This is a genomic window from Burkholderia sp. B21-005, from assembly GCF_020843965.1.
Classification (GTDB): Bacteria; Pseudomonadota; Gammaproteobacteria; order Burkholderiales; family Burkholderiaceae; genus Burkholderia; species Burkholderia ambifaria.
In genome coordinates this window covers 2,302,934-2,322,464 of the sequence record NZ_CP086302.1, presented here as the reverse complement: position 1 = coordinate 2,322,464, position 19,531 = coordinate 2,302,934, and the positions used below count along the sequence as shown (strand labels likewise).

The following is a 19,531-nucleotide window of genomic DNA, read 5'->3' as shown; positions in this document are numbered from 1 at the left end:
GGCAGGAGACGAACATGAAGATCGGTTTTATCGGACTGGGCCACATGGGTGCGCCGATGGCGCTGAACCTGCTCAAGGCTGGCCATGAAGTGCATGCGTTCGACCTGAGCGCCGATGCATTGCGCGCGCTGCAGGACGCCGGCGCGCAGGTGGCCGCATCGCCGCGCGATGCGGCCTCGGGCGCGACGTTCGTGATCACGATGCTGCCGGCCGCGCCGCACGTGCGCTCCGTGCTCGCCGGTGAAAACGGCGTGCTGGCCGGCCTCGACGCCGGCGCGACCGTGATCGATTCGAGCACGATCGACCCGGCGAGCGCGCAGGCGTTCGGCGCGCTCGTGCGCGAGCACGGCGGCGCGTTCGTCGATGCGCCGGTGTCGGGCGGCACCGGCGGCGCGGCGGCCGGCACGCTGACCTTCATGGTCGGCGGCAGCGAGGCCGATTTCGAGCGCGTGAAGCCCGTGCTCGCCGGCATGGGCAAGAACATCGTCCACTGCGGCGCGACCGGGATGGGACAGGTCGCGAAGGTCTGCAACAACCTCGTGCTCGGCATCTCGATGGCGGCCGTATCGGAGGCGATGTCGCTCGGCGTCGCGCTCGGCATCGACCCGAAGGTGCTGGCCGGCGTCGTCAACACGTCGACGGGCCGCTGCTGGAGCTCGGACACCTACAACCCGTATCCGGGCGTGATCGCCACCGCGCCGTCGTCGCGCGGCTACAGCGGCGGCTTCGGCACCGACCTGATGCTGAAGGATCTCGGCCTCGCGAACGACGCCGCGAAGCAGGCGCGCCAGCCTGTCTATCTCGGCGCGCTCGCGCAGCAGCTGTACCAGGCGATGAGCAGCCGCGGCGACGGGCAACTCGATTTCTCGGCGGTGATCCGCCTGTACCAACCGGCCACGAAGAAGGACGCCTCATGATCGAACTGGACTACGTCGACGACGGCGCGATCGCGTGCGCGACGCTCAAGCGTCCGCCCGCGAACGCCTTTACCGCCGACGGGCTGCGGCAGCTGCAGGAAACCGTCGCCGAGCTGAACGCGAACCCGCGCGTGCGCGCGCTGGTGATCACCGGCGACGGCCCGAAGTTCTTCAGCGCGGGCGCCGATCTGAACACGTTCGCCGATGGCGACCGCGCGGTCGCCCGCGCGATGGCCGCGCGCTTCGGTGCGGCGTTCGAGGCGCTGCATGACGCGCGGGTCGTGACGATCGCGGCGATCAACGGCTATGCGATGGGCGGCGGCCTCGAATGCGCGCTCGCATGCGACCTGCGGATCGCCGAGACGCACGCGCAGATGGCGCTGCCCGAACCGTCGGTCGGCCTGCTGCCGTGCGGGCTCGGCACGCAGACGCTGCCCTGGCTCGTCGGCGAAGGCTGGGCGAAGAAGATCATCCTGGCCGGCACGCGCGTCGACGCGGCGACGGCGCTCAGGATCGGCCTCGTCGAGGACGTGGTCGAGCGCGGCACGGCACGCGATGCGGCGCTGGCGCTCGCGCGCAACGTCGCGCGGCAGAGCCCGCATGCGGTGGCATACAGCAAGGAGCTGATCGGCCTCGCACGCCGCGGCGTGCCGCGTAGTGCGGCGCTCGCGGTCGAGCGCGAGCGCTTCGTCGACCTGTTCGACACGAACGATCCGCGCGAAGGCGTGGCCGCGTTTCTCGGCAAGCGTGCGCCGCAATGGCACACCGATGGGGAGGTGCCACGATGAGCACGCCGGTCACGACTCACGAGCGCGTCGCGCAATCCGCGCCGGAGGTGCTGTTCCGCGTGGTGAACCGCGTGGCGCTGATCACGCTGAACCGGCCGGCCGCGCTCAATGCGTTGTCGTATCCGATGATCGGCGAGCTGGCCGCGCTGCTCGAGCGTTGCCGCAGCGACGATCAGATCGTCGCGGTCGTGCTGCGCGGCGCGGGCGAGAAGGGCTTCTGCGCGGGTGGCGACGTGCGTGCGCTGTACAGGATGGTCGCGCAACGTGAGACCTGGCTGCCGTTCTTCGTCGACGAGTACCGGCTCGACCATGCGATCCACACGTTCCCGAAGCCGGTGGTCGCGCTGATGGACGGCGTGACGATGGGCGGCGGGATGGGGCTCGCGCAAGGCGCGGCGCTGCGTGTCGCGACCGAGCGCAGCAAGATCGCGATGCCGGAGACGCGCATCGGCCTCGTGCCCGACGTCGGCGCGACGCATTTCCTGTCGCGCATGCCGGTCGAGCTCGAACTGTACGTCGGGCTGACGGGCGCGATGCTGTCGGGCGCCGACGCGCTGAGCGCGAAGCTCGCGGACCTGTGCGTGCCGTCGTCGTGGCTCGATACGTTCGAGACGCGCATCGAGAGCGTCAAGTGGGACGGCGACGTGCTGCCGGCGCTGCGCAAGGTGTTCGAGCCGCCGTGCAATGTCGTGCCGCATGCGGTGCTCGACACGCAGATGGCGTGGATCGTCCGGCACTTCGACAAGCGCTCGACCGTCGAGCGGATCGTCGCGACGCTGAAGCAGGATCTCGCGCGCGACGAGCTGTCGCGCGAGCATCGTCAATGGCTGCAGGCGACGCTCGATGCGCTCGCCGGCCATTCGCCGACGATGCTGTGCGTGACGCGCGAAGCGCTGCTGCGCGGCCGCCAGATGACGCTGGCCGAGTCGTTCCGGATGGAGCTCGGCATCGTGGCGCGCGCGATCGAGGAGGGCGACTTCTGCGAAGGCGTGCGCGCGCATCTCATCGACAAGGATCGCAAGCCGCGCTGGGCGCCGGCGTCGCTCGTCGAGCTGCGCGCCGAGCGCGTGCGGCATTTCCTGACCTCGCCGTGGAAGCTGTTCGCGCATCCGCTCGCCGATCTCGGCGTGGCGTGACGTCCCGACGCGCCCGCGCGGCGCGTCGGTTTCAACGCATTTCCGTTCTTTTCTTCTGCGTTCAGCGCTCGATCATCGGCGGCACCGCCTGCACGAGCGCGTCGATCACGCAGCGCGTCTTGCGCGGCAGATAGCGCGTTTTCGGCCAGATCGCGTGGATGTCGCCTTCGCACACGAAGCAGCGGTCGAGCACGACGACCATCTCGCCGCGCTTCACGTAATGATCGAGCAGCCAGCTCGGCAGCCAGGCGATCCCGAACCCCGCCGCACCGGCCGCGGCGATCGCCTGCACGTCGTCGAAGCTGAGCTGATGCTGCATGTCGACGCGCACGGTCGAGCCGTCCGGCGCGCGCAAGTCCCACGGTTGCACGACGCCCGAGCGTGAATACGCGATCGTCCGGTGATTCCGCAGGTCGTCGAGCGATTGCGGCATCCCGTAGCGCGCGAGATACGACGGCGATGCACCGAGGCTGCCGTGCTGCGTGCCGAGCCGCCGCACCGCGAGGCTCGTGCTGTCCGCCAGCGTGCCGATCCGCACCGCAAGATCGATCCCTTCCTCGACCAGATCGACGAAACGGTCGGTGATCGACACGTCGATCCGCAGGTGCGGATAGGTGCGTGCGAGATCGAGCACGATCGGCGTCACGCAGTGATGCCCGAACGCGAGCGGCACGCTCAGCCGCAGCTTGCCGCGCGCTTCGTTGCGGCCGCAATCGAGATCGGCTTCCGCCGCTTCGAGTTCCGACAGCGCGCGCACGCAGCGGTCGTAGTACGCCTGGCCGTCGTCGGTCAGGCTCTGGCTGCGCGTCGTGCGTTGCAGCAGTCGCGCGCCGAGCCGCTTCTCGAGCCGCGCGATCGCCTTGCCGACCGCCGAGCGCGTCATGTCGAGCCGTTCCGCGGCAAGCGCGAAGCTGCCGGATTCCACTACCTGGACAAAGGTGGTGACGCCGTCGAGTCTGTCGGTCATGGTGGGTTGCGCTGATTGCGTCCTGTGATTCCCTAGTCATGAGAAAAGGACGCGTCAATGGGGAGGGGAATTCTCACTATAGTACCGATTCCCGTCCAGCGTGCGTTGCCGGCCGCACGTGGCGAATCCTTCTCACCTGGAGGCGCGCGACCTGTTGCGGGTCGTCGCGCAATACGCATGACGCTATCCGACTCCCGCAGGAATGCGGTCGCACTCGCGGCCGTCTGTCTCACGTCGTTGATGTTCGGCCTCGAGATCTCGAGCGTGCCGGTGATCCTGCCGACGCTCGAACACGTGCTGCACGGCGACTTCAATGGCATGCAGTGGATCATGAACGCGTACACGATCGCGTGCACCACGGTGCTGATGGCGGCCGGCACGCTCGCCGATCGCTTCGGCCGCAAGCGCGTGTACGTGATCGGCACCGTGCTGTTCGGCGCGACGTCGTTGCTGTGCGGGCTCGCGCCGAACGTGCCGGTGCTCGTGGCCGGCCGGCTGCTGCAGGGCGCGAGCGGCGGCGCGATGCTGATCTGCCAGATCGCGGTGCTGTCGCATCAATTCCGCGAAGGGCGCGAGCGCGGGCGCGCGTTCGGGATCTGGGGAATCGTGTTCGGGATCGGGCTCGGCTTCGGGCCGATCGTCGGCGGTGCGATCGTCGCGCTGGCGAGCTGGCCGTGGGTGTTTCTCGTCCATGCACCGCTCGCGGCCGTCGCGCTCGTGCTGATCGGCGGCGCGGTGCAGGAGTCGCGCGATCCGCATGCGGGCACGCTCGACGTCGCGGGCATCGTTACGCTGTCGCTCGCCGTGCTCGGCCTCGCGTTCACTATCACGCAGGGCGCGGAGCTGGGGCTCACGAGCGCGGCCGGCCTCGGCGTGCTTGGCGCGACCGTGCTCGCGCTGGCGGGCTTCGTCGTCGCGGAGCGCGTGAGCGCGCGGCCGATGTTCGACTTCTCCGTGTTCCGGATTCGCGCGTTCACCGGCGCGATCTTCGGCTCGATGGGGATGAACTTCAGTTTCTGGCCGTTCATGATCTACCTGCCGATCTGGTTCCAGGTCGCGCTTGGGTACGACAGCGTGACGGCTGGCCTGGCGCTGCTCGCCTACACGCTGCCGACGCTGGTCGCGCCGCCGTTCGGCGAGCGGCTCGCGCTGCGCTACGGGCCCGGCGTCGTCATTCCGGGCGGCCTGTTCACGATCGCGGCCGGTTTCGCGCTGATGCGGATCGGCAGCGGCGTCGACCATGCGAGCTGGCTCACGATGCTGCCCGGCTGCGTGATCGCCGGCATCGGGCTCGGGCTCACCAACACGCCGGTCACGAACACGACGACGGGCGCGGTGCCGGGTTCGCGGGCCGGGATGGCGTCCGGCATCGACATGAGCGCGCGGATGATCTCGCTCGCGCTGAATATCGCGGCGATGGGGTTCGTGCTGGTCGCGGGGATCGTCGCGAGCCTGAAGGCGGGCGTCGCGGGGGCGGTCGATGCGGGGGCGTTGCGCACGCTGGCGCAGCAGATCGCGTCGGGCCGCACCGATGGGTTGCAGGCGATCGCGCCGGCGCTCGCGCAGGCCGACCCGACCGGCACGGCGCTGCACGCAGCGCTCGTGCACGGGTTCGGCTGGGTGATGGTGTACGGCGCGGCCGGCGTGGCCGTGCTCGCGACCGCGAGCGCGGTGGCGTTCGCGCCGGCGCGGCGCAGGGCGGCGGTGTGTGAATGACGCCGTGCGTAGCCGGGCCGGGCGTGGGGGCTGGCGCATGAGAAGCGTTAAAGGGGCATTGCCCGTATCAGGGTCTGGACGATGCTGACGTCAGCTTGCTTTTCAATGAAGCCGCTCGAGCAAAGTTTCTCGAATCGATGATAAAGAAAGATGTCTCCCGGGAATGCTTGCTTCTCTGAATCAAGTTTTTCCATTATGCGCAATGCGACTATTGAACATGGCTCCCATTCCCTGGTTATGGTGTCGATGATGTCCTTGTCGAAGTGCGATGAGGGGAGCGACTCGATTTTTCCGGTGCGACCGATCAACCTAAAATCCGCATTTTCGCCGGTTAGGACGTTCCATTCCCGGATGTAATGGTTGATGTCGCTCGCCTTTTTCTCAACTGCATCGTCGAGAAAAAACGCGATATCGTGAAAATTTCCTGCAGCGGAGTCGGGCGCGCTTTCGGGAAGCGGGATGAAGGAAAATTCTTGCATTACTCGAGAGCTCACCCAATGTATAAAGTTCGCATATTCATCTGACGCCAACGGGTTCGCCCATGCGAAAATTCTGGCACCCTTGCCGATAGCTCGGGTGTTTGTCGATAAATTTGCCGGAACGTAGCCAAAATTCTCGGAGAACCATGCCGAAAGCGTTTTGGTGTTGCGCTCCTTGAGCGGGCCGAGATGCCAGTCTCCGCCGATAAGAACACACGATCCCGTCAAGCTTCCGTTTGAAATTGCAGATGAAACGGCATCGAAGGAGAGCTTCGAGAATGTCGCGTGAACGACATTTTGATGATGCTTGTTTTGGATCATTCGAGTTCCTCGATTTCAGTTCAATCAATCTCGGCATCGCATCATGCCGGTAGAGCTGCTACGGCCAGTCGCCGTACCGTTCGATGCGTATCGTGTAAAGAGCAGGTTAATTTTTTGACGGGTGATTTATCAAGTGTCTATTTTTTAGAAAGGGGATAATTGTTGCTGACTGTCATATTGTCAATTTTGTTAAATTAAATTGAGGATCTTCGTGCGCCGGATTTCGCGCGCCGCATAGCGGCTAGAGATGTACCGAACCGGTGATGGCAGTTATCTGAACACCGTCCGGTGTCCGCTACCGCTGCGCGGTGACGATCGCCATCATCGGCCGGTCGCGTTCCTCGTCGAGCGAGGGCATCGCATCGACCTGTTCCGGCGTCGGCCCCCATTCGTTCAGGTGCGTGAGCGTGAAGCCGCTGCCGATCAGCAGGTTCACGAGCGTCCCGAGCGTGCGATGCTGCTTGACGACGCCAGGTGCGAGCCAGTCGGTCACGCGTTCGCCTTCGCGCTGGTAGCCGTCGAGCGGCCACGAGCGCTTGCCCTGAGCATCGACGACGAAGCCGGGCCGGCGCGGCGCCGTATAGATCGGATGCTCGATCGAGAACACGAGCCGCCCGCCCGGCACGAGCGCGCGGTGGATCGTGCGCAGCAGCGTGTCGAGATGCGCGATGTAGTGGAACGCGAGCGAGCTGTACGCGAGATCGAACGCGGCATCCGGCAGCGCGAGCGTTTCGAGGTCGGCGCGGTGGTACGTGATCGCCGGGTGCGCGGCCGTCGACGCCGCGCGCTCGAGCATGCGTTCGGACACGTCGATGCCCAGCACGCTCGCCGCGCCCTGTTCGGCCGCCCAGCGGCTGAACCAGCCATAGCCGCAGCCGAGGTCGAGCACGTTGGTGCCGCGCAGCGACGGCAGCAGCGCGCGCAGCGCGGGCCATTCGGGCGCACCGGCGAGCCCGTGCACCGAGCGGTTCAGGCGGCTGTAGCCTTCGAAGAAGGCAGGATCGTCATAGATGTTCTGCGTCATGCGGCGAGCCTCGTGCGAATGCGGTGCGCGGTTCCGCGCGCTTACGCGCCGTCGCCGCGTGCGTCGATCCGGCGTTGCGTGTCCGCGTCGACGATCGCGCGGATCGCGCCGAACAGCGGCGTCGCGTCGGTGTAGCGCCGCCCGTAGCCGAGATTGAACGCGTAGTCGAAGTCGGGCGGATTGCTGCCCTGGTTGTGCTGCAGGATCGTCTCCAGCTTGTCGAGCGCCTTCGCGGCGCGCGCTTCCGGTGATTCGGCCGCCTCGTATTCATCCCACAGCGCGACGATCTCGTCGCGCAGCGCGCGATCGAGCCCGGCCGTGAGCGTCAGCAGGTCGTCGCGTTCGCGCGTGCTCTTGTCCGGATGCGCGGCCTGCTCGATCGCGGGGATGTCGCCGTGCAGCGCTTCGCCGAGATCGTGGACGACGCACAATTTCAGCAGCTTCGTCGTGTCGACGTCGGGCAGCGCATCGGCGAACACGAGCGCCATCAGGCAGAGACGCCAGCTGTGCTCCGCCGTGCTTTCGGGACGGCCCGTCGACGTGTGGCCGCTGCGCAGCACGTCTTTCAGGCGTTCGGCTGCGCGCAGGAAATCGAGCCGCGCGTGGATCGTGTCGAGGTTCATCGTCGGCGCAATGCGTGAATGGAGCCGTCAAGCGTACGCCGTGCGGACGCACTGCGTCCACGCATGAAATATGCGTGGCGCGCCGGGGCCCGGCGGCTTGCGCGCGTGCTACAGCGTTTCGACGAGCCGCGCGGCAGAGCCGTCCGATAGCGTCATGCGCGTCCACCGGCAGGTGCTGCCGCGGATCGGCACGACGCGCGACGCATTGGTGCCGGTCGCGAATTCGACGCTCGGCGGTCCCGCGCGATCGTGCCAGCCGAGCGGGTCGAGCGCGGCTTCCATGCGGACGATTTCCGGCGACGCATAGCGCCACAGCGAGGTACCGAGCAACGCCGGCAGCGGCCGTGAGAACTCGGCCGCGCGCGACGGCGAACAGGCGAGCAGACGATGCGTGAGGTCGCACACGAGATGCATGCGGGCCGTGCTGCTCGCGATCAGCCGCGCGAGCGCGTGGTCGCCGGCCGAGTCGAGACGCGCGGCAAGCAGCCGCTCGGCCGTCGCGCGCTCGTCGGGCGACATCTGCTGGATGCCGGCTTCCCAGCGCGAGATCGTCGATTGCGCGACACCGAACAATTCGGCCGCATGGCTCTGCTTCACGCGGCGCAGCGTGCGCCAGCGCTTGAGTTGCGGGCCGAGCGGCGGGGTGTGAAGCGGCGAGGTCGTCATGTCGATGCTCCGGTTTACGTTCGTGGCGCGAGCGCGTGCATGGCAGGCGAGCGTCACCGTCGGCCGCGGCCGTTACATGATCCGCAGGCCGCCGTTCGCCTGGATCGCGATGGCCGCGATCGGCACGAGCAAGATGCCGCCCAGCACCAGCACGCCGTCGGCGGCGACCGTGACCGGCGTCGCGAGGATCCGCAAGCCCATGCCGACCACGGACGGCGATTCCCTGACGTACACGTTGTACGGCTGGTTGAAGGCTTGTGCCGCGTTGTCCTTGTCCTTGGCCTTGTCGGCGAAGCCGTCGGTCGAGTAGCGCTTGCCGCCGATGTCGCCTTCGAGCACGAGCCCGGCCCGCGCGGCGGTGAAGCCGTTGGCGGCCGCGGCCTGTTGATCGTCCGCCGATGCGTCCTTTGGCAACACGATCCGGTAGTGGCCGGTCACGCCGCTGCCGCTCGCATGAAAGTCGGTGAACGCGGTGTGCAGCGACTTCCGGTAGCCGGACTGCAGCACGGGCCGCAGCGAGTCCGGCAGATCGAAGATGTAATGGTAATCGGAGCCGAGGACGACGAGTTTCTTGCCGTCTTCGGTGATCATGAACGCGGACACGTGTTCGCGGTACCCGCTGTCCTTGTACAGCTTCGGCGTGAAGCAGCCGGACAGCGGGAGGCTGGCCGCAGCCATGCCGGCGGCCAGCAGGCGCCGGCGCGTGATCGAAATGCGCATTTCTTGTCGTTCCGTCTGTGCGGTTTTGGGGTGGCTTTCGCCCTCGGAGCGGCGATTCTCGCGTATCCGGCGCGCGTTGTCGAACGGGAAATCCGCCGCGGCAACGCTGCCGATCGTGCCGTCTCGTTCGCCATGCCGTCGCGTCAGAAGCCGCCGGAAAAGGTTTCGACAGGCTTTCAACCAGCTCCGTCATATCTTATTATTCGGCCAGAGCGGCGCGCGCCGGCCGTCATCGGTCATGTCGACGCATGACGCGCCGGCCAGCATTCCCCGCCTCCCGGCTTGCGCATCGCACGACGCGCGGTCGGTACGACAGGACACGCGTGGCCATCGCGTATCCAAAAAAAAATGATACGAGGGCGCAATGGTACGACTGGTCTTGCTGCTGCTGGGCATCGAATATCTGCGAACGCGCTGGCGCGGGCTGACCGTGCTGGGGTGGCTGTGGGTCGTCGCGGGCGTCGGCATCTTCATCGACGCGCTCGACGGCGCGCTGCATTTTCCGATCGAACTGTTCGCGTGGCTGTTCCTGATCGAGGGGCTCGCGACGCTCGCGGTAGCCGGCAGCGGCGTCGGCGGGCAGCGCATCCTGCGCTACGTGAAGGGCATCGCGGTCGTATTGGCCGCCGGGCTCGTGTTCGCGGGCCATCATCACGGCCACTTCCTGCTGTCGATGATCTTCGGCACGCTGTTCCTCGTCGACGGGCTGCTGCAGTGCACGTCCGCATGGATGGTGCGTTACCGGCGCTGGAACGTCGCGTTCGCATGGGGCGTCGTCGAGATCCTGCTCGCGATCTTCTTCTACCAGCCGTACCCGACTCACTATGCGGGCACCGTGCCGTACTGCCTCGGCCTGCTGCTGATGTTCGGCGGGATGCACATGCTGAGCCTCGCCGCGCGCGTGCGGCGGCTCACGCGCAACCCCGCGTTCGTGACGTCGCCGGCGCCCGCGATCGTGCCCGACATCGACGCGGCGCCCGACGTGCCGCGCTTCACGCAATCCGAATGGGACGGCCCGCCGGCCGATCACGAGCGCGCGCTTACCGTGCACGTGTGGACGCCGACCGGCACGTCGAAGGGCGAAGCGCAGCGCTATCCGGTGATCGACCGCTACATCGCGGCGGTGGACGTCAACGGCGTGATCTCGACCGGCCATGCGGCGCTGGAGTCGCCCGAGGGCATCTACATCAGCCTGTATCCGGCCGTCGAGATCGATCGTTCTCCGGACGAATTCACGCGGCTCCTGCGCGCGACGCGCGAGAACGACGTGCCCGGGTTGTTCCAGCCCGACTATGCGACGGAATCGAAGGCGTGGTGTCCGTCGACCGTGCGCGTGCGGATCCGCAACTACGATCCGGCGAAGCTGGACGCCTTCTGGTCGTCGTACCGGCAGACCGTGACGTACAACCTCACGCACCGCAACTGCTCGAGCACCGTGTCGAACGCGCTCGAAGCGGCACTCGACGGCGCGGTGTGGCGGCTCAAGGGCGAGCGGGCAGGGTGGGGTGCGTTCGTCCGGCTGTTGCTCACGCCCGAACTGTGGGTCGCCGCGCAGATCCGCAAGCGCGCGGTGACGATGGCCTGGACGCCCGGGCTCACGCTCGACTATGCGCGGGCGCTCAGCATGCTCGCCGATCCGCGGCCGTTCGCGTGGTGGAAGGTCGCGCGCTCGGCCGTGACGGCGATCATCACGTCGCGCCGGGCGCGGCGTGAGCAGGACAGCGCGGCGCTGTCGACGGGTGGATCGGAAGCCGCGTCGGCGAAATAACCGCGTGGCGCCGCGCTGAGGCTTCGATCAGCGAGTCGGCACACATCGGCGTTGCGCCACCTCACGAATTCCTTCGTCCACCTTCATAGAGATGCCATGTTGCGTCGGCAACAATCGCGGGCAGACATTCGACAATCTTGCGGCGCGTCCCGCGACCGCAAGCCTTTTCCGAGGAAACGCCATGCTCAAGACGCTCGCCCGCGCCGCGGCCGCACTCGCCGTCGCATCCGCCTCGCTGCACGCCACCGCGCAGACCAGCTACGACTACCTGTTACTCGCGGCTTCGTGGGAGCCCGGCTTCTGCGCGTCACACGACACGCCGGAGTGTACGAACCTCGCCGGCACGTATGCGGCGACGAGCCTGTCGCTGCATGGCCTGTGGCCGAACCGGTATGACGGCAACCAGCCGTTCTACTGCGGCGTGCCGCAGAGCGACGTCGATCTCGACAACGCGCACCAGTGGTGCAGCATGGATGCGTATCCGGTCAGCACCGCGACCCGCAACACGCTGTCGACCTACATGCCGGGCGTGGCGTCGTGCCTCGACAAGCACGAATGGTTCAAGCACGGCACCTGCTCGAATTCGGCCACGCCGGACGCCTACTGGAACCAGGCGGCCGGCATGATCAGCCGGCTCGGCAACACGTCGTTCAACGCGTTCCTGCAGGCGAACGCGGGCAAGACGGTGACGCGCAACCAGTTGCTGTCCGCGTTCGAGGGCGCATTCGGCAGCAACACGCGCAGCGCGGTGTCGCTGAAGTGCACGAAGACCAACGGCGTCAGCTATTTCACGGAAGCGTGGATCGCGGTGAAGACGACCGCGACCTCGCAGTTTCCGAGTGCGGTGTCGCTCGTGACGGACGGCAATACGCAGGGGACGTGCCCGACGTCGGGCGTGTATATCGCGAAGTAACGCACGAAGTCACGCGCGAAGTCACGCAGGATGCGCCGGCCGGGCGCGTTCCGGCCGGCGCGGCGTGGGCGTTGCGCGTCTACGCGAGCAAGTGCAACGCATTGTCGAGCGACAGCACCGTCGTGCGCGTCTCGAACGCCGTCGCGAACAGATGCTCGTGCACGACCTGATCCGGGTCGTAGCAGCAGTCCTTCACCGTATACAGCCGGAAATCCGCATCGCTTGCGTGCGCAACCGACGACAGCACGACGCCGGTCGACGCAATCCCGACCAGGATCAGCGTATCGATACCCTGCGCGACGAGCCGCGCCTGCAGGTCGGTGCCGAAGAACACGCTTGCGCGATGCGCGGCGATCAGCGGCTCGCTGTCCAGCCGGCCGAGCTCCGGGCACGGGCCGTCGTCGACGAACAGGCCGAGCTGCTTGATCCCCTGGCCGTTCTTGTTGCGCGGACTGACTTCCGGATAGCCGGGGCTGAAACGGAGATTGGCGAAACAGACATGGACGCCGCCGGCCCGCGCCGCATCGCACAGCTTGCGCGTGTTGGCGAGCAGGGTGGGCGCGACCGACGGAAAGAGCCCGAGGATGTCGGTCTGGTAGTGCATGACGACCAGCGCGGTTTGCGCCGGCACGATCGGCGGAATCGGCGCGTGCGTGCGGGTGTCCGTGCCTGCGTGGCGAGTCGTTGCGCGATCTGAAGCGTGTTCCGGTTGCATGACTGATGCTCTCCCAAAAGTCACTTCGGTGCGTGTATGTCGTCGACCATTCTAGTGCCTGCGTGCTGGAAAACGGGCTGGCAAGAAACGGGTTCGTCGCCGGGTGTCCACGGTACGGACATTTGCCTCAAGTCGCGATGCCGTGCGTACTGAACAGCGTGGAGATCAGATCGATTTGATCCAGTCGATTAATCCACCATTTCAAGGCACGTCCTGTCTTGTCCTCACGCCAGCCGAGGTAGCAGGTTGTATGGTCCCGCACGCCTGTTACGCGCCGCTCGACAAGCTTTCCCTGACGGATCGGCTCCTCGACGACGGGCGCGGGCAGCATGCCGACGGCCATGCCTTCGCAAAGGAGGTCAAGTTTGGCGGCCAGGGTCGGCACGACGATGACCGGTTGTCCGTCATGAATCGCCACCGATCTCGGTTCGAGGGCGCGCGACGTGTCGCTGATGACGACGCCGCGATGACTGGAAATCGTGCCGCTGTCGAGCGGTTGTTCGACGGCGGCGAGCGGGTGATGCGGCGCCACGACGAAAACATGGCGCAACAGGCCGATCGGCCTTGCCGCGACGTTCGGCGCGTGTGGCGGCTCCCCCGCGGCACCGATCGCGATATCCGCCCGCCCCGTCACGAGCGCGTCCCATACGCCGCCGAGCACTTCGGTCGATAAACGCAGCCGTGTGGTCATTTCCATGTCATAGAAAGCACGCACGTGCGGCCACAACGACGGGAGCGGAAGAATCTCGTCGAGGCACAGTCTGAGCTCGACCTCCCAACCCGCATGGACACCCCGAACCTTGCTTTCCAGCTCCCGCCCCGTCTGGAGCAGACGACGACCCTCCTCGACGAGCAGTCGTCCCGCCTCGGTCAGCTGCGCACGCCGCCCGCTGCGATCGAACAGGGTGACGCCGAGATCGCTCTCGGCCTTTTGCACCAGGTAGGTCAATGCAGACGGTACGCGATGAATCAGCACGGCTGCTTCCGCGAACGTGCCCGCACGGTCTATGGCATCGAGCGCCTCCAGAACTTCAAACGACAACTTCAAAACGATTACCTTTTAGATGGGCCGCTGATCTTCGACGCAGGAGGCGGGGCGCAAATTGGAAGCGGTCAGGATCGCGGCCGCTTGGCACGCCGGGCAGTTTGGATCAGTGGTCTGCGGGGGGCACCATTTCGGCAGCCGCGACGGTGCTGTTCCGAATTGCGCCTAACTTCGCCGCCTCAAAAAATCGACCGCCCCGTATACGTCGTCAACCATTCGAGGGCCAGCGTCCCCGCCAGCGAGTTCCCGTTCGCGTCGAGCCCCGGCGCCCACACGCACACGGCCATTTCGCCCGGCAGCACCGCGACGATCCCGCCGCCGACGCCGCTTTTCGCGGGCAGGCCCACGCGATAGACGAAGTCGCCCGCCGCGTCGTAGGTGCCGCAGGTCAGCATCAGCGCCGACAGCCGCTTCGCCGAACTCGCATCGACGATCCGCTCGCCGGTGACGGGCGCGACGCCACCGTTCGCGAGAAACAGCGCGGCTTGCGCGAGCTCGACGCAGTTCATCGTGATCGCGCACTGGCGGCAGTACGCGTCAACCACCGTGTCGGGGGGCATCTGCATGTTGCCGAAGCTCGCCATGAAATGCGCCATCGCGCGGTTGCGTTCCGCGTGCTGGAACTCCGACAGCGCGACGCGCGAATCGTAGTCGAGATCGGTCGGGCCGATCAGCCGCCGCACGAATTCGACGAGCGCGGTCTCGGCCTTGACGAAGCGGCGGCACAGCACGTCGGTGACGACCAGCGCGCCGGCGTTGATGAACGGGTTGCGCGGCTTGCCGCGTTCGCTCTCGAGCTGGACGAGCGAGTTGAACGCGGTGCCGGACGGCTCGCGGCCGACCCGCTCCCACAGCGCGTCGCCCAGCAACTGGAACGCGAGCGTGCACGCGAACAGCTTCGAGATGCTCTGGATCGAGAAGCGCTCGTGCGCGTCGCCGATCGTGTAAACGTTTCCGTCGAGCGTCACGACGGCCATCCCGAACTTGTCGGCCGGCACCTTCGCGAGCTCGGGAATGTAGTCGGCGACACGCCCTTGCCCGATCCAGGGGGCGAGTTCGGTATGGATGCGTTGGAGGATCGGCTGGTAGTTCATCACGTGAGGCAGGGCGGGCGCGTGGCCCGGTTTCCAGGGAGCCCGTATGGAACCGTTTCGGCGCCGGTTCGTCAAGCACGGCAGCCATCGCACCCTTATTTTTCAGATCTCCAAACGGGCAATCGGCGGGCGCAGTATCATGCGGTACGTTTCGGCCGCTGGCCGGCAGCGGGCGCAAGCCTGTCGCCGCCGCGGTCCCCCCGTATGATCCGACCGTTGCCCATGTCTTTTCGCATCCTGCTCGTCGAAGACGACACCCGCCTGTCCACGCTGATCGCCGGCTATCTGCGCAAGAACGACTACGAAGTCGACACTGTGCTGCATGGTGACGCCGCCGTGCCGGCGATCCTGTCCATGCGCCCGGATCTCGTCATTCTCGACGTGAACCTGCCGGGCAAGGACGGCTTCGAGATCTGCCGCGAAGCGCGCAAGCAGTACGACGGCGTGATCATCATGGTGACGGCGCGCGACGAGCCGTTCGACGAACTGCTCGGCCTCGAATTCGGCGCCGACGACTACGTGCACAAGCCGGTCGAGCCGCGCATCCTGCTCGCGCGGATCAAGGCGCAGCTGCGCCGCGTCCCCGCGCGCGCGGCCGAGGGCCCCGCGGCGCAGCCGGAGCGCTACACGTTCGGCCAGTTCTCGATCGACCGCACCGACCGCTCGGTCGTGCTGCCCGGCGGTGGCTCGCCCGACCTCACATCGGCCGAGTTCGACCTGCTGTGGGTGCTGGTGTGCCATGCGGGAGAGGTCGTCAGCCGCGACGACCTGATGCTGCAGCTGCGCGGCGTCGAGTTCGACGGCCTCGACCGCACGATCGACGGGCGCATCTCGAAGCTGCGCCGCAAGCTGCACGACGATGCGGGCAACCCGCAGCGGATCAAGACGATCCGCAGCAAGGGTTATCAGTTCAGCAAGCATGCGTGGGAATGACGCCGCCCCGGCGCGACGCCGCCGGCCGCCGCAACCCCGCGTCGCACGATAGCCGGAAGCCGCGATGATCCGACGCACCCCTTCGCACCCCGATGCACCGCCGCTCTCGACGCTGCGCTATGTCAAATGGCGCTGGCTGCATTTCCGTCGCGAGTGGACCGATATGCGCGCCGACCGCATTCCGAGCTGGTCGCGCCTGTACGTGCGCACCTACCTGCATCTGCTCGGCCTCGTGCTGCTGACCGCGCTCGTGCCGGCGCTCGCGCTGTGCGTCGTGTTGTCGCCGGAAGTCGTGTGGCACGCGTTCGACGCGCTGCCGGGCGACATCTGGATCGTGCTCGCGTTCATATTCGCCGCGCCCGCGCTCGCCGCGTATCGGTGGATGCGGCCGGTCTGGTCGGATCTGGTGATGGTGCGCGAGCGTGCGATCGACTTCACCGGCGGGCGCTTCAACACGCGCGCGCGGGAATCGCACAGCGTGATCATCGGCCCGCTCGCGCGCACGCTGAATGCGCTCGCGATGCGCATGGAACGGCTGATCGCCGCGCAGCGCGACCTGACGAACGGGATCTCGCACGAGCTGCGCACGCCGCTTGCGCGCGTGCGCTTCGCGCTCGAGATGCTGCGCGAACCGGGCTCCGCCGCCGAATATCACGGGGCGCTGGAGAGCATCGCGCAGGACGTGACCGAGCTCGAGGAACTGATCGACATGAGCCTCACGTATGCGCGGCTCGAATACAGCTCGCTGCAGTCGAACCTCGAGCTGACCGCGCCGGTGGCGTGGTTCGAGCACCAGGTCAGCGATGCGCAGCTGCTGTATCCGGAACGCGCGATCGAGTCGCGCATCGCGATCGCGTCGGACCTGCGCGTGAAGATGGACCGGCGGCTGATGTCGTATGCAATGCGCAACCTGCTGCGCAATGCGAGCAAGTATGCGAAAGCGCAGATCGTGGTCGGCATCTCGATCGAGCACGGCAACATCGCGATCTTCGTCGAGGACGACGGCCCGGGCGTGCCGGAAGACGAACGCGAGCGGATCTTCGACGCGTTCGTGCGCCTCGACCGCCGCACCGGCGGCTACGGGCTCGGCCTCGCGATCACGCGACAGGTGCTCCATGCGCACAATGGCCGGATCGCGGTCGTCGACCCGGTCGAACTCGGCGGCGCGCGCTTCGAGATCAGCTGGCCGATCTGACCGCCCGGCCGACGCGGTCGGGCAACGGGGTCGCCGCGCCGCGGAGGCCGCCGCGGCGACCGCCGCACGTGACGGTCAATACGTGCGGCCGAGCTGCAGGTAGATGTTGCGCCGCCCGCCCGGCGCGAGCGCGACGCCCATGTACAGTGGACCGAACGCGGTCGACAGGCTCGTGAAGAACGTATAGCTCTGCTTGAGCGCGCCACCGCCCACCTGCACGCCGCTCGACCACACGTTGCCGACTTCCGCGCTGGCGCCCACCGACAGCGCCTTGATCGGGGACGCGTTGAACGTCGCCAGCTGGTTCATGTAAGTCACGTTCCCGTACGCGAGTTCGTTGCCGGTCAACTGGTCGGCCGCATACGCGGCTAGATGCTGGAACCCGCCGAGCGTGAAGTTGAACGCGTTGATCAGGTTGGTCCCGCCGATGCTCTTGCCGCCCTCGACCGTCGCGCTGACACTGTGCCGGCCGAACTGCTGCGCGATCATCGCCTTGCCGTAGAGCTCGGTGTAAGGCGTGTTCGACGTATCGGCGAGGTTCGCCGCGGACTGGCTGTTGTGCGACCACAGCGAGCGTTCGACACGGAATTCGCTGTAGTAGCCCTTGCGCGGGAACATCGGGTCGTCGAGCTGATCGATGACGAGCCGCGCGCGCGCGGTCAGCGCCTGCGACGTGAAGCTCGGCCAGATCAGCGTCGAGCTGCCGTCATCGGTCGGGAACGGCAGGTTGTAGTTCGGTGAACCGTGCCCGGTCGCGTAGCCGATGCCTATCCGGAAGTCGCCGAGCCGGCCGATCGGCAGCCCGAAGTCGATCCCGGTGCGTGCCGTCTGCATCAAATACTGGTTCAGTTTCACCTCGCCGCTGTCGTCGTACAGGTTCACGTAGCGACGCTGATATTCCGCATAGGGCGAAATGTAGAGGCCGTACGCGGCCGGCAACGGCTGGCGCAATTCGACGCGCGCCGACAGCAGGTCGCTGCCGATCGTCGTATCCGCGCGGAACTCGAGCCCCGATTCGGTGAGCCACGGCCGCCGGTAGCCGACGTGCAGGCGGAAGCCGCCTTCGTCGGTCGAACTGCTCGACATCCCGACGCCGAACAGCAGGAAATTCGGCCCCCAGTATTTCTCGCGCGCATCGATCACGAGCACGTTCTCGTCGCCGTGGCTCACGATCTGCTGCGTCACGCTCTCGAAATTGCCGCCGGTCGTCAGCCCGAGCAGGTCCTGACTGACGGTCGCCGGATCGTAGGTGTCGCCCGGTTTCACGTGCAGCGCGTCGCTGACGACACGCTTGGGGATGCCGCCGGCCGTCTTGATCTCGATGCGCGTGATGCGGATCGGCGGCGGCAGCGGCTGCGCATGGGCGGACCGGTAGGCCGCGTACTGTTCCGGCGTGAGCGCGAAGCGCTTGAGCCGCGGCAGCGCCGCGGTCGCGGCGGCCGCGCCGGCGGCGATCGCCTGCTTCGCGTTCTGGAAATCGGTGAACGCGAGCGCGCCGAGGTCGGGCGTGAGCAGCACGTCCTGCGCGGCGAGCTGCTGGCGCTGCGACGTCACGTTCTGGCGAATCAGGATGCCGACCATCTGCTGCATCACGTCGGCCGGCGACGCGAGCGCGTCGAGCGGACGCAGCGGCGAGCCGATGTCGACGGCAATCACGACCTTCGCGCCCATGCGCCGCGCGGTGTCGACCGGCAGGTTGCTGACGAGCCCGCCGTCGACGAGCGCGCGGCCGTTGATCTCGGCCGGCGCGAACAGGCCGGGCATCGCCATGCTCGCGCGGATCGCGAGCGGCAGCGAGCCGTGGTCCAGCACCACCATCTGGCCCGTCTGCAGGTCGGTCGCGACTGCGCGATACGGGATCGGCAACTGGTCGAACGGCTGGTTGGTCGGCACGGCGGCTGTCCAGTTCGCGAGCAGCGCCTGCAGCCGGTTGCCCTGGACGAGGCCGACCGGCGCCTTCACGCCTTTCTTGCCGAAGCCGAGCGTCAGGCTGTTGATGTACAGGCGCTCGTCCTCGCGGCTGCTTTGCGGCAGGTCCGCGCGGTCGGTCACGTCGAATGCGATGTCGGCCAGGTTCACCTCGGACAGCCGCTTTTGCATCTCGTCGGCGGCCATGCCGCTCGCATACAGGCCGCCGACCACGGCGCCCATGCTGGTGCCGGCGATGCAGTCGATCGGGATGCGGTTCTCCTCGAGCACCTTCAGCACGCCGAGGTGCGCGTAGCCGCGGGCGCCGCCGCCGGACAGCACGAGGCCGACCGGCGGCCGGCCCGCCGGCCCGCCGTCGGCGTTGCAGGTCGGCGCGGCGGGGGCGGCCGGTGCGGCGGCAGTGGCCACCGGCGCGGCGCGGGTGGCGGTGTCGGCGGCCGGCAAGGCCTGCGCGGCAACGGTGCTGCACCAGAGCGCAACGAGCGTTGCGCCGATCTGGCGCACCCCGAGCCAGCGGAGAGTAGCGGTCGCTGTCATGGTGGAATACCTGGCGTGATCGGGCGTGAGACGCCTGCGGGGAGC

The 19,531-nt window shown here is 67.2% G+C and carries 19 protein-coding genes; 9 read left to right on the top strand and 10 right to left on the bottom strand.

Annotated features, from left to right (window positions below):
- Window positions 1-14 precede the first annotated feature (14 nt).
- From mmsB to LMA02_RS26935, 3 genes are read left to right on the top strand one after another with little or no spacing between them, the layout of a single operon-like run.
- On the top strand, window positions 15-917 hold the full coding sequence (gene mmsB / locus LMA02_RS26945; protein ID WP_228908222.1) for a 3-hydroxyisobutyrate dehydrogenase: 903 nt from the start codon (window positions 15-17) through the stop codon (window positions 915-917).
- Window positions 914-1,705 (top strand): enoyl-CoA hydratase, encoded by a 792-nt coding sequence (locus LMA02_RS26940; protein WP_228908221.1) that lies wholly within the window; start codon window positions 914-916, stop codon window positions 1,703-1,705. Before mmsB ends, LMA02_RS26940 begins: the two co-directional genes overlap by 4 nt.
- Entirely contained in the window at window positions 1,702-2,841 is a 1,140-nt protein-coding gene (locus LMA02_RS26935) for an enoyl-CoA hydratase/isomerase family protein (RefSeq protein WP_228908220.1), read from the top strand. Before LMA02_RS26940 ends, LMA02_RS26935 begins: the two co-directional genes overlap by 4 nt.
- Before the next feature lie 61 nt (window positions 2,842-2,902).
- Here LMA02_RS26935 and LMA02_RS26930 read toward each other — a convergent pair whose 3' ends face one another.
- Window positions 2,903-3,808 carry a LysR family transcriptional regulator gene (locus LMA02_RS26930; protein WP_228908219.1) on the bottom strand — a complete coding sequence of 302 codons (906 nt, stop codon included), beginning with the start codon at window positions 3,806-3,808 and terminating at the stop codon, window positions 2,903-2,905.
- Between the two features lie 177 nt (window positions 3,809-3,985).
- Here LMA02_RS26930 and LMA02_RS26925 point away from each other — a divergent pair, with 177 nt between their 5' ends.
- Window positions 3,986-5,524 carry an MFS transporter gene (locus LMA02_RS26925; RefSeq protein ID WP_228908218.1) on the top strand — a complete coding sequence of 513 codons (1,539 nt, stop codon included), beginning with the start codon at window positions 3,986-3,988 and terminating at the stop codon, window positions 5,522-5,524.
- Between the two features lie 47 nt (window positions 5,525-5,571).
- On the opposite strand, the gene LMA02_RS26920 is transcribed toward LMA02_RS26925, so the two are convergent.
- The 5 genes from LMA02_RS26920 to LMA02_RS26900 all read right to left on the bottom strand — a co-directional run bounded on the left by LMA02_RS26920 (window position 5,572) and on the right by LMA02_RS26900 (window position 9,357).
- Window positions 5,572-6,324, bottom strand: coding sequence for a DUF3658 domain-containing protein (locus LMA02_RS26920; RefSeq protein ID WP_228908217.1), 753 nt, complete (start codon window positions 6,322-6,324; stop codon window positions 5,572-5,574).
- Between the two features lie 295 nt (window positions 6,325-6,619).
- Window positions 6,620-7,348 (bottom strand): class I SAM-dependent methyltransferase, encoded by a 729-nt coding sequence (locus LMA02_RS26915; RefSeq protein WP_228908216.1) that lies wholly within the window; start codon window positions 7,346-7,348, stop codon window positions 6,620-6,622.
- A gap of 41 nt (window positions 7,349-7,389) precedes the next feature.
- On the bottom strand, window positions 7,390-7,971 hold the full coding sequence (locus LMA02_RS26910) for an HD domain-containing protein (RefSeq protein WP_228908215.1): 582 nt from the start codon (window positions 7,969-7,971) through the stop codon (window positions 7,390-7,392).
- A 108-nt stretch (window positions 7,972-8,079) separates the two neighbouring features.
- Window positions 8,080-8,637, bottom strand: coding sequence for a helix-turn-helix domain-containing protein (locus LMA02_RS26905; protein ID WP_126225865.1), 558 nt, complete (start codon window positions 8,635-8,637; stop codon window positions 8,080-8,082).
- 72 nt (window positions 8,638-8,709) lie between these two features.
- A complete protein-coding gene (locus LMA02_RS26900) occupies window positions 8,710-9,357 on the bottom strand; it encodes a hypothetical protein (protein WP_228908214.1) in 648 nt (215 codons plus the stop codon).
- A 3-nt stretch (window positions 9,358-9,360) separates the two neighbouring features.
- On the opposite strand from LMA02_RS26900, the gene LMA02_RS26895 reads away from it, so the two are divergent.
- The 3 genes from LMA02_RS26895 (at window position 9,361) to LMA02_RS26885 (ending at window position 12,038) form a co-directional block, all read left to right on the top strand.
- Complete coding sequence (locus LMA02_RS26895) at window positions 9,361-9,609, top strand: hypothetical protein (RefSeq protein ID WP_228908213.1); 249 nt, start codon at window positions 9,361-9,363, stop codon at window positions 9,607-9,609.
- A gap of 112 nt (window positions 9,610-9,721) precedes the next feature.
- Complete coding sequence (locus tag LMA02_RS26890; RefSeq protein ID WP_228908212.1) at window positions 9,722-11,125, top strand: HdeD family acid-resistance protein; 1,404 nt, start codon at window positions 9,722-9,724, stop codon at window positions 11,123-11,125.
- 181 nt (window positions 11,126-11,306) lie between these two features.
- Window positions 11,307-12,038 (top strand): ribonuclease T2, encoded by a 732-nt coding sequence (locus LMA02_RS26885; RefSeq protein WP_228908211.1) that lies wholly within the window; start codon window positions 11,307-11,309, stop codon window positions 12,036-12,038.
- A gap of 79 nt (window positions 12,039-12,117) precedes the next feature.
- On the opposite strand, the gene LMA02_RS26880 is transcribed toward LMA02_RS26885, so the two are convergent.
- The 3 genes from LMA02_RS26880 to LMA02_RS26870 form a co-directional block, all read right to left on the bottom strand.
- Entirely contained in the window at window positions 12,118-12,753 is a 636-nt protein-coding gene (locus LMA02_RS26880; protein ID WP_228908210.1) for an isochorismatase family cysteine hydrolase, read from the bottom strand.
- 127 nt (window positions 12,754-12,880) lie between these two features.
- Window positions 12,881-13,801, bottom strand: coding sequence for a LysR family transcriptional regulator (locus LMA02_RS26875; protein ID WP_228908209.1), 921 nt, complete (start codon window positions 13,799-13,801; stop codon window positions 12,881-12,883).
- Between the two features lie 176 nt (window positions 13,802-13,977).
- On the bottom strand, window positions 13,978-14,892 hold the full coding sequence (locus LMA02_RS26870) for a glutaminase (RefSeq protein WP_166725940.1): 915 nt from the start codon (window positions 14,890-14,892) through the stop codon (window positions 13,978-13,980).
- Window positions 14,893-15,114: 222 nt separating this feature from the next.
- On the opposite strand from LMA02_RS26870, the gene LMA02_RS26865 reads away from it, so the two are divergent.
- Both LMA02_RS26865 and LMA02_RS26860 read left to right on the top strand, forming a co-directional pair.
- Complete coding sequence (locus tag LMA02_RS26865; RefSeq protein WP_166725939.1) at window positions 15,115-15,825, top strand: response regulator; 711 nt, start codon at window positions 15,115-15,117, stop codon at window positions 15,823-15,825.
- Window positions 15,826-15,889: 64 nt separating this feature from the next.
- The gene (locus tag LMA02_RS26860; protein WP_228908208.1) at window positions 15,890-17,020 is read left to right on the top strand and encodes an ATP-binding protein; all 1,131 of its coding nucleotides are present in this window, start codon (window positions 15,890-15,892) and stop codon (window positions 17,018-17,020) included.
- 75 nt (window positions 17,021-17,095) lie between these two features.
- Here the strand turns inward: LMA02_RS26860 and LMA02_RS26855 are convergent, their stop codons facing one another.
- Window positions 17,096-19,486 carry a patatin-like phospholipase family protein gene (locus tag LMA02_RS26855; RefSeq protein WP_228908207.1) on the bottom strand — a complete coding sequence of 797 codons (2,391 nt, stop codon included), beginning with the start codon at window positions 19,484-19,486 and terminating at the stop codon, window positions 17,096-17,098.
- Between the last annotated feature and the right edge of the window lie 45 nt (window positions 19,487-19,531).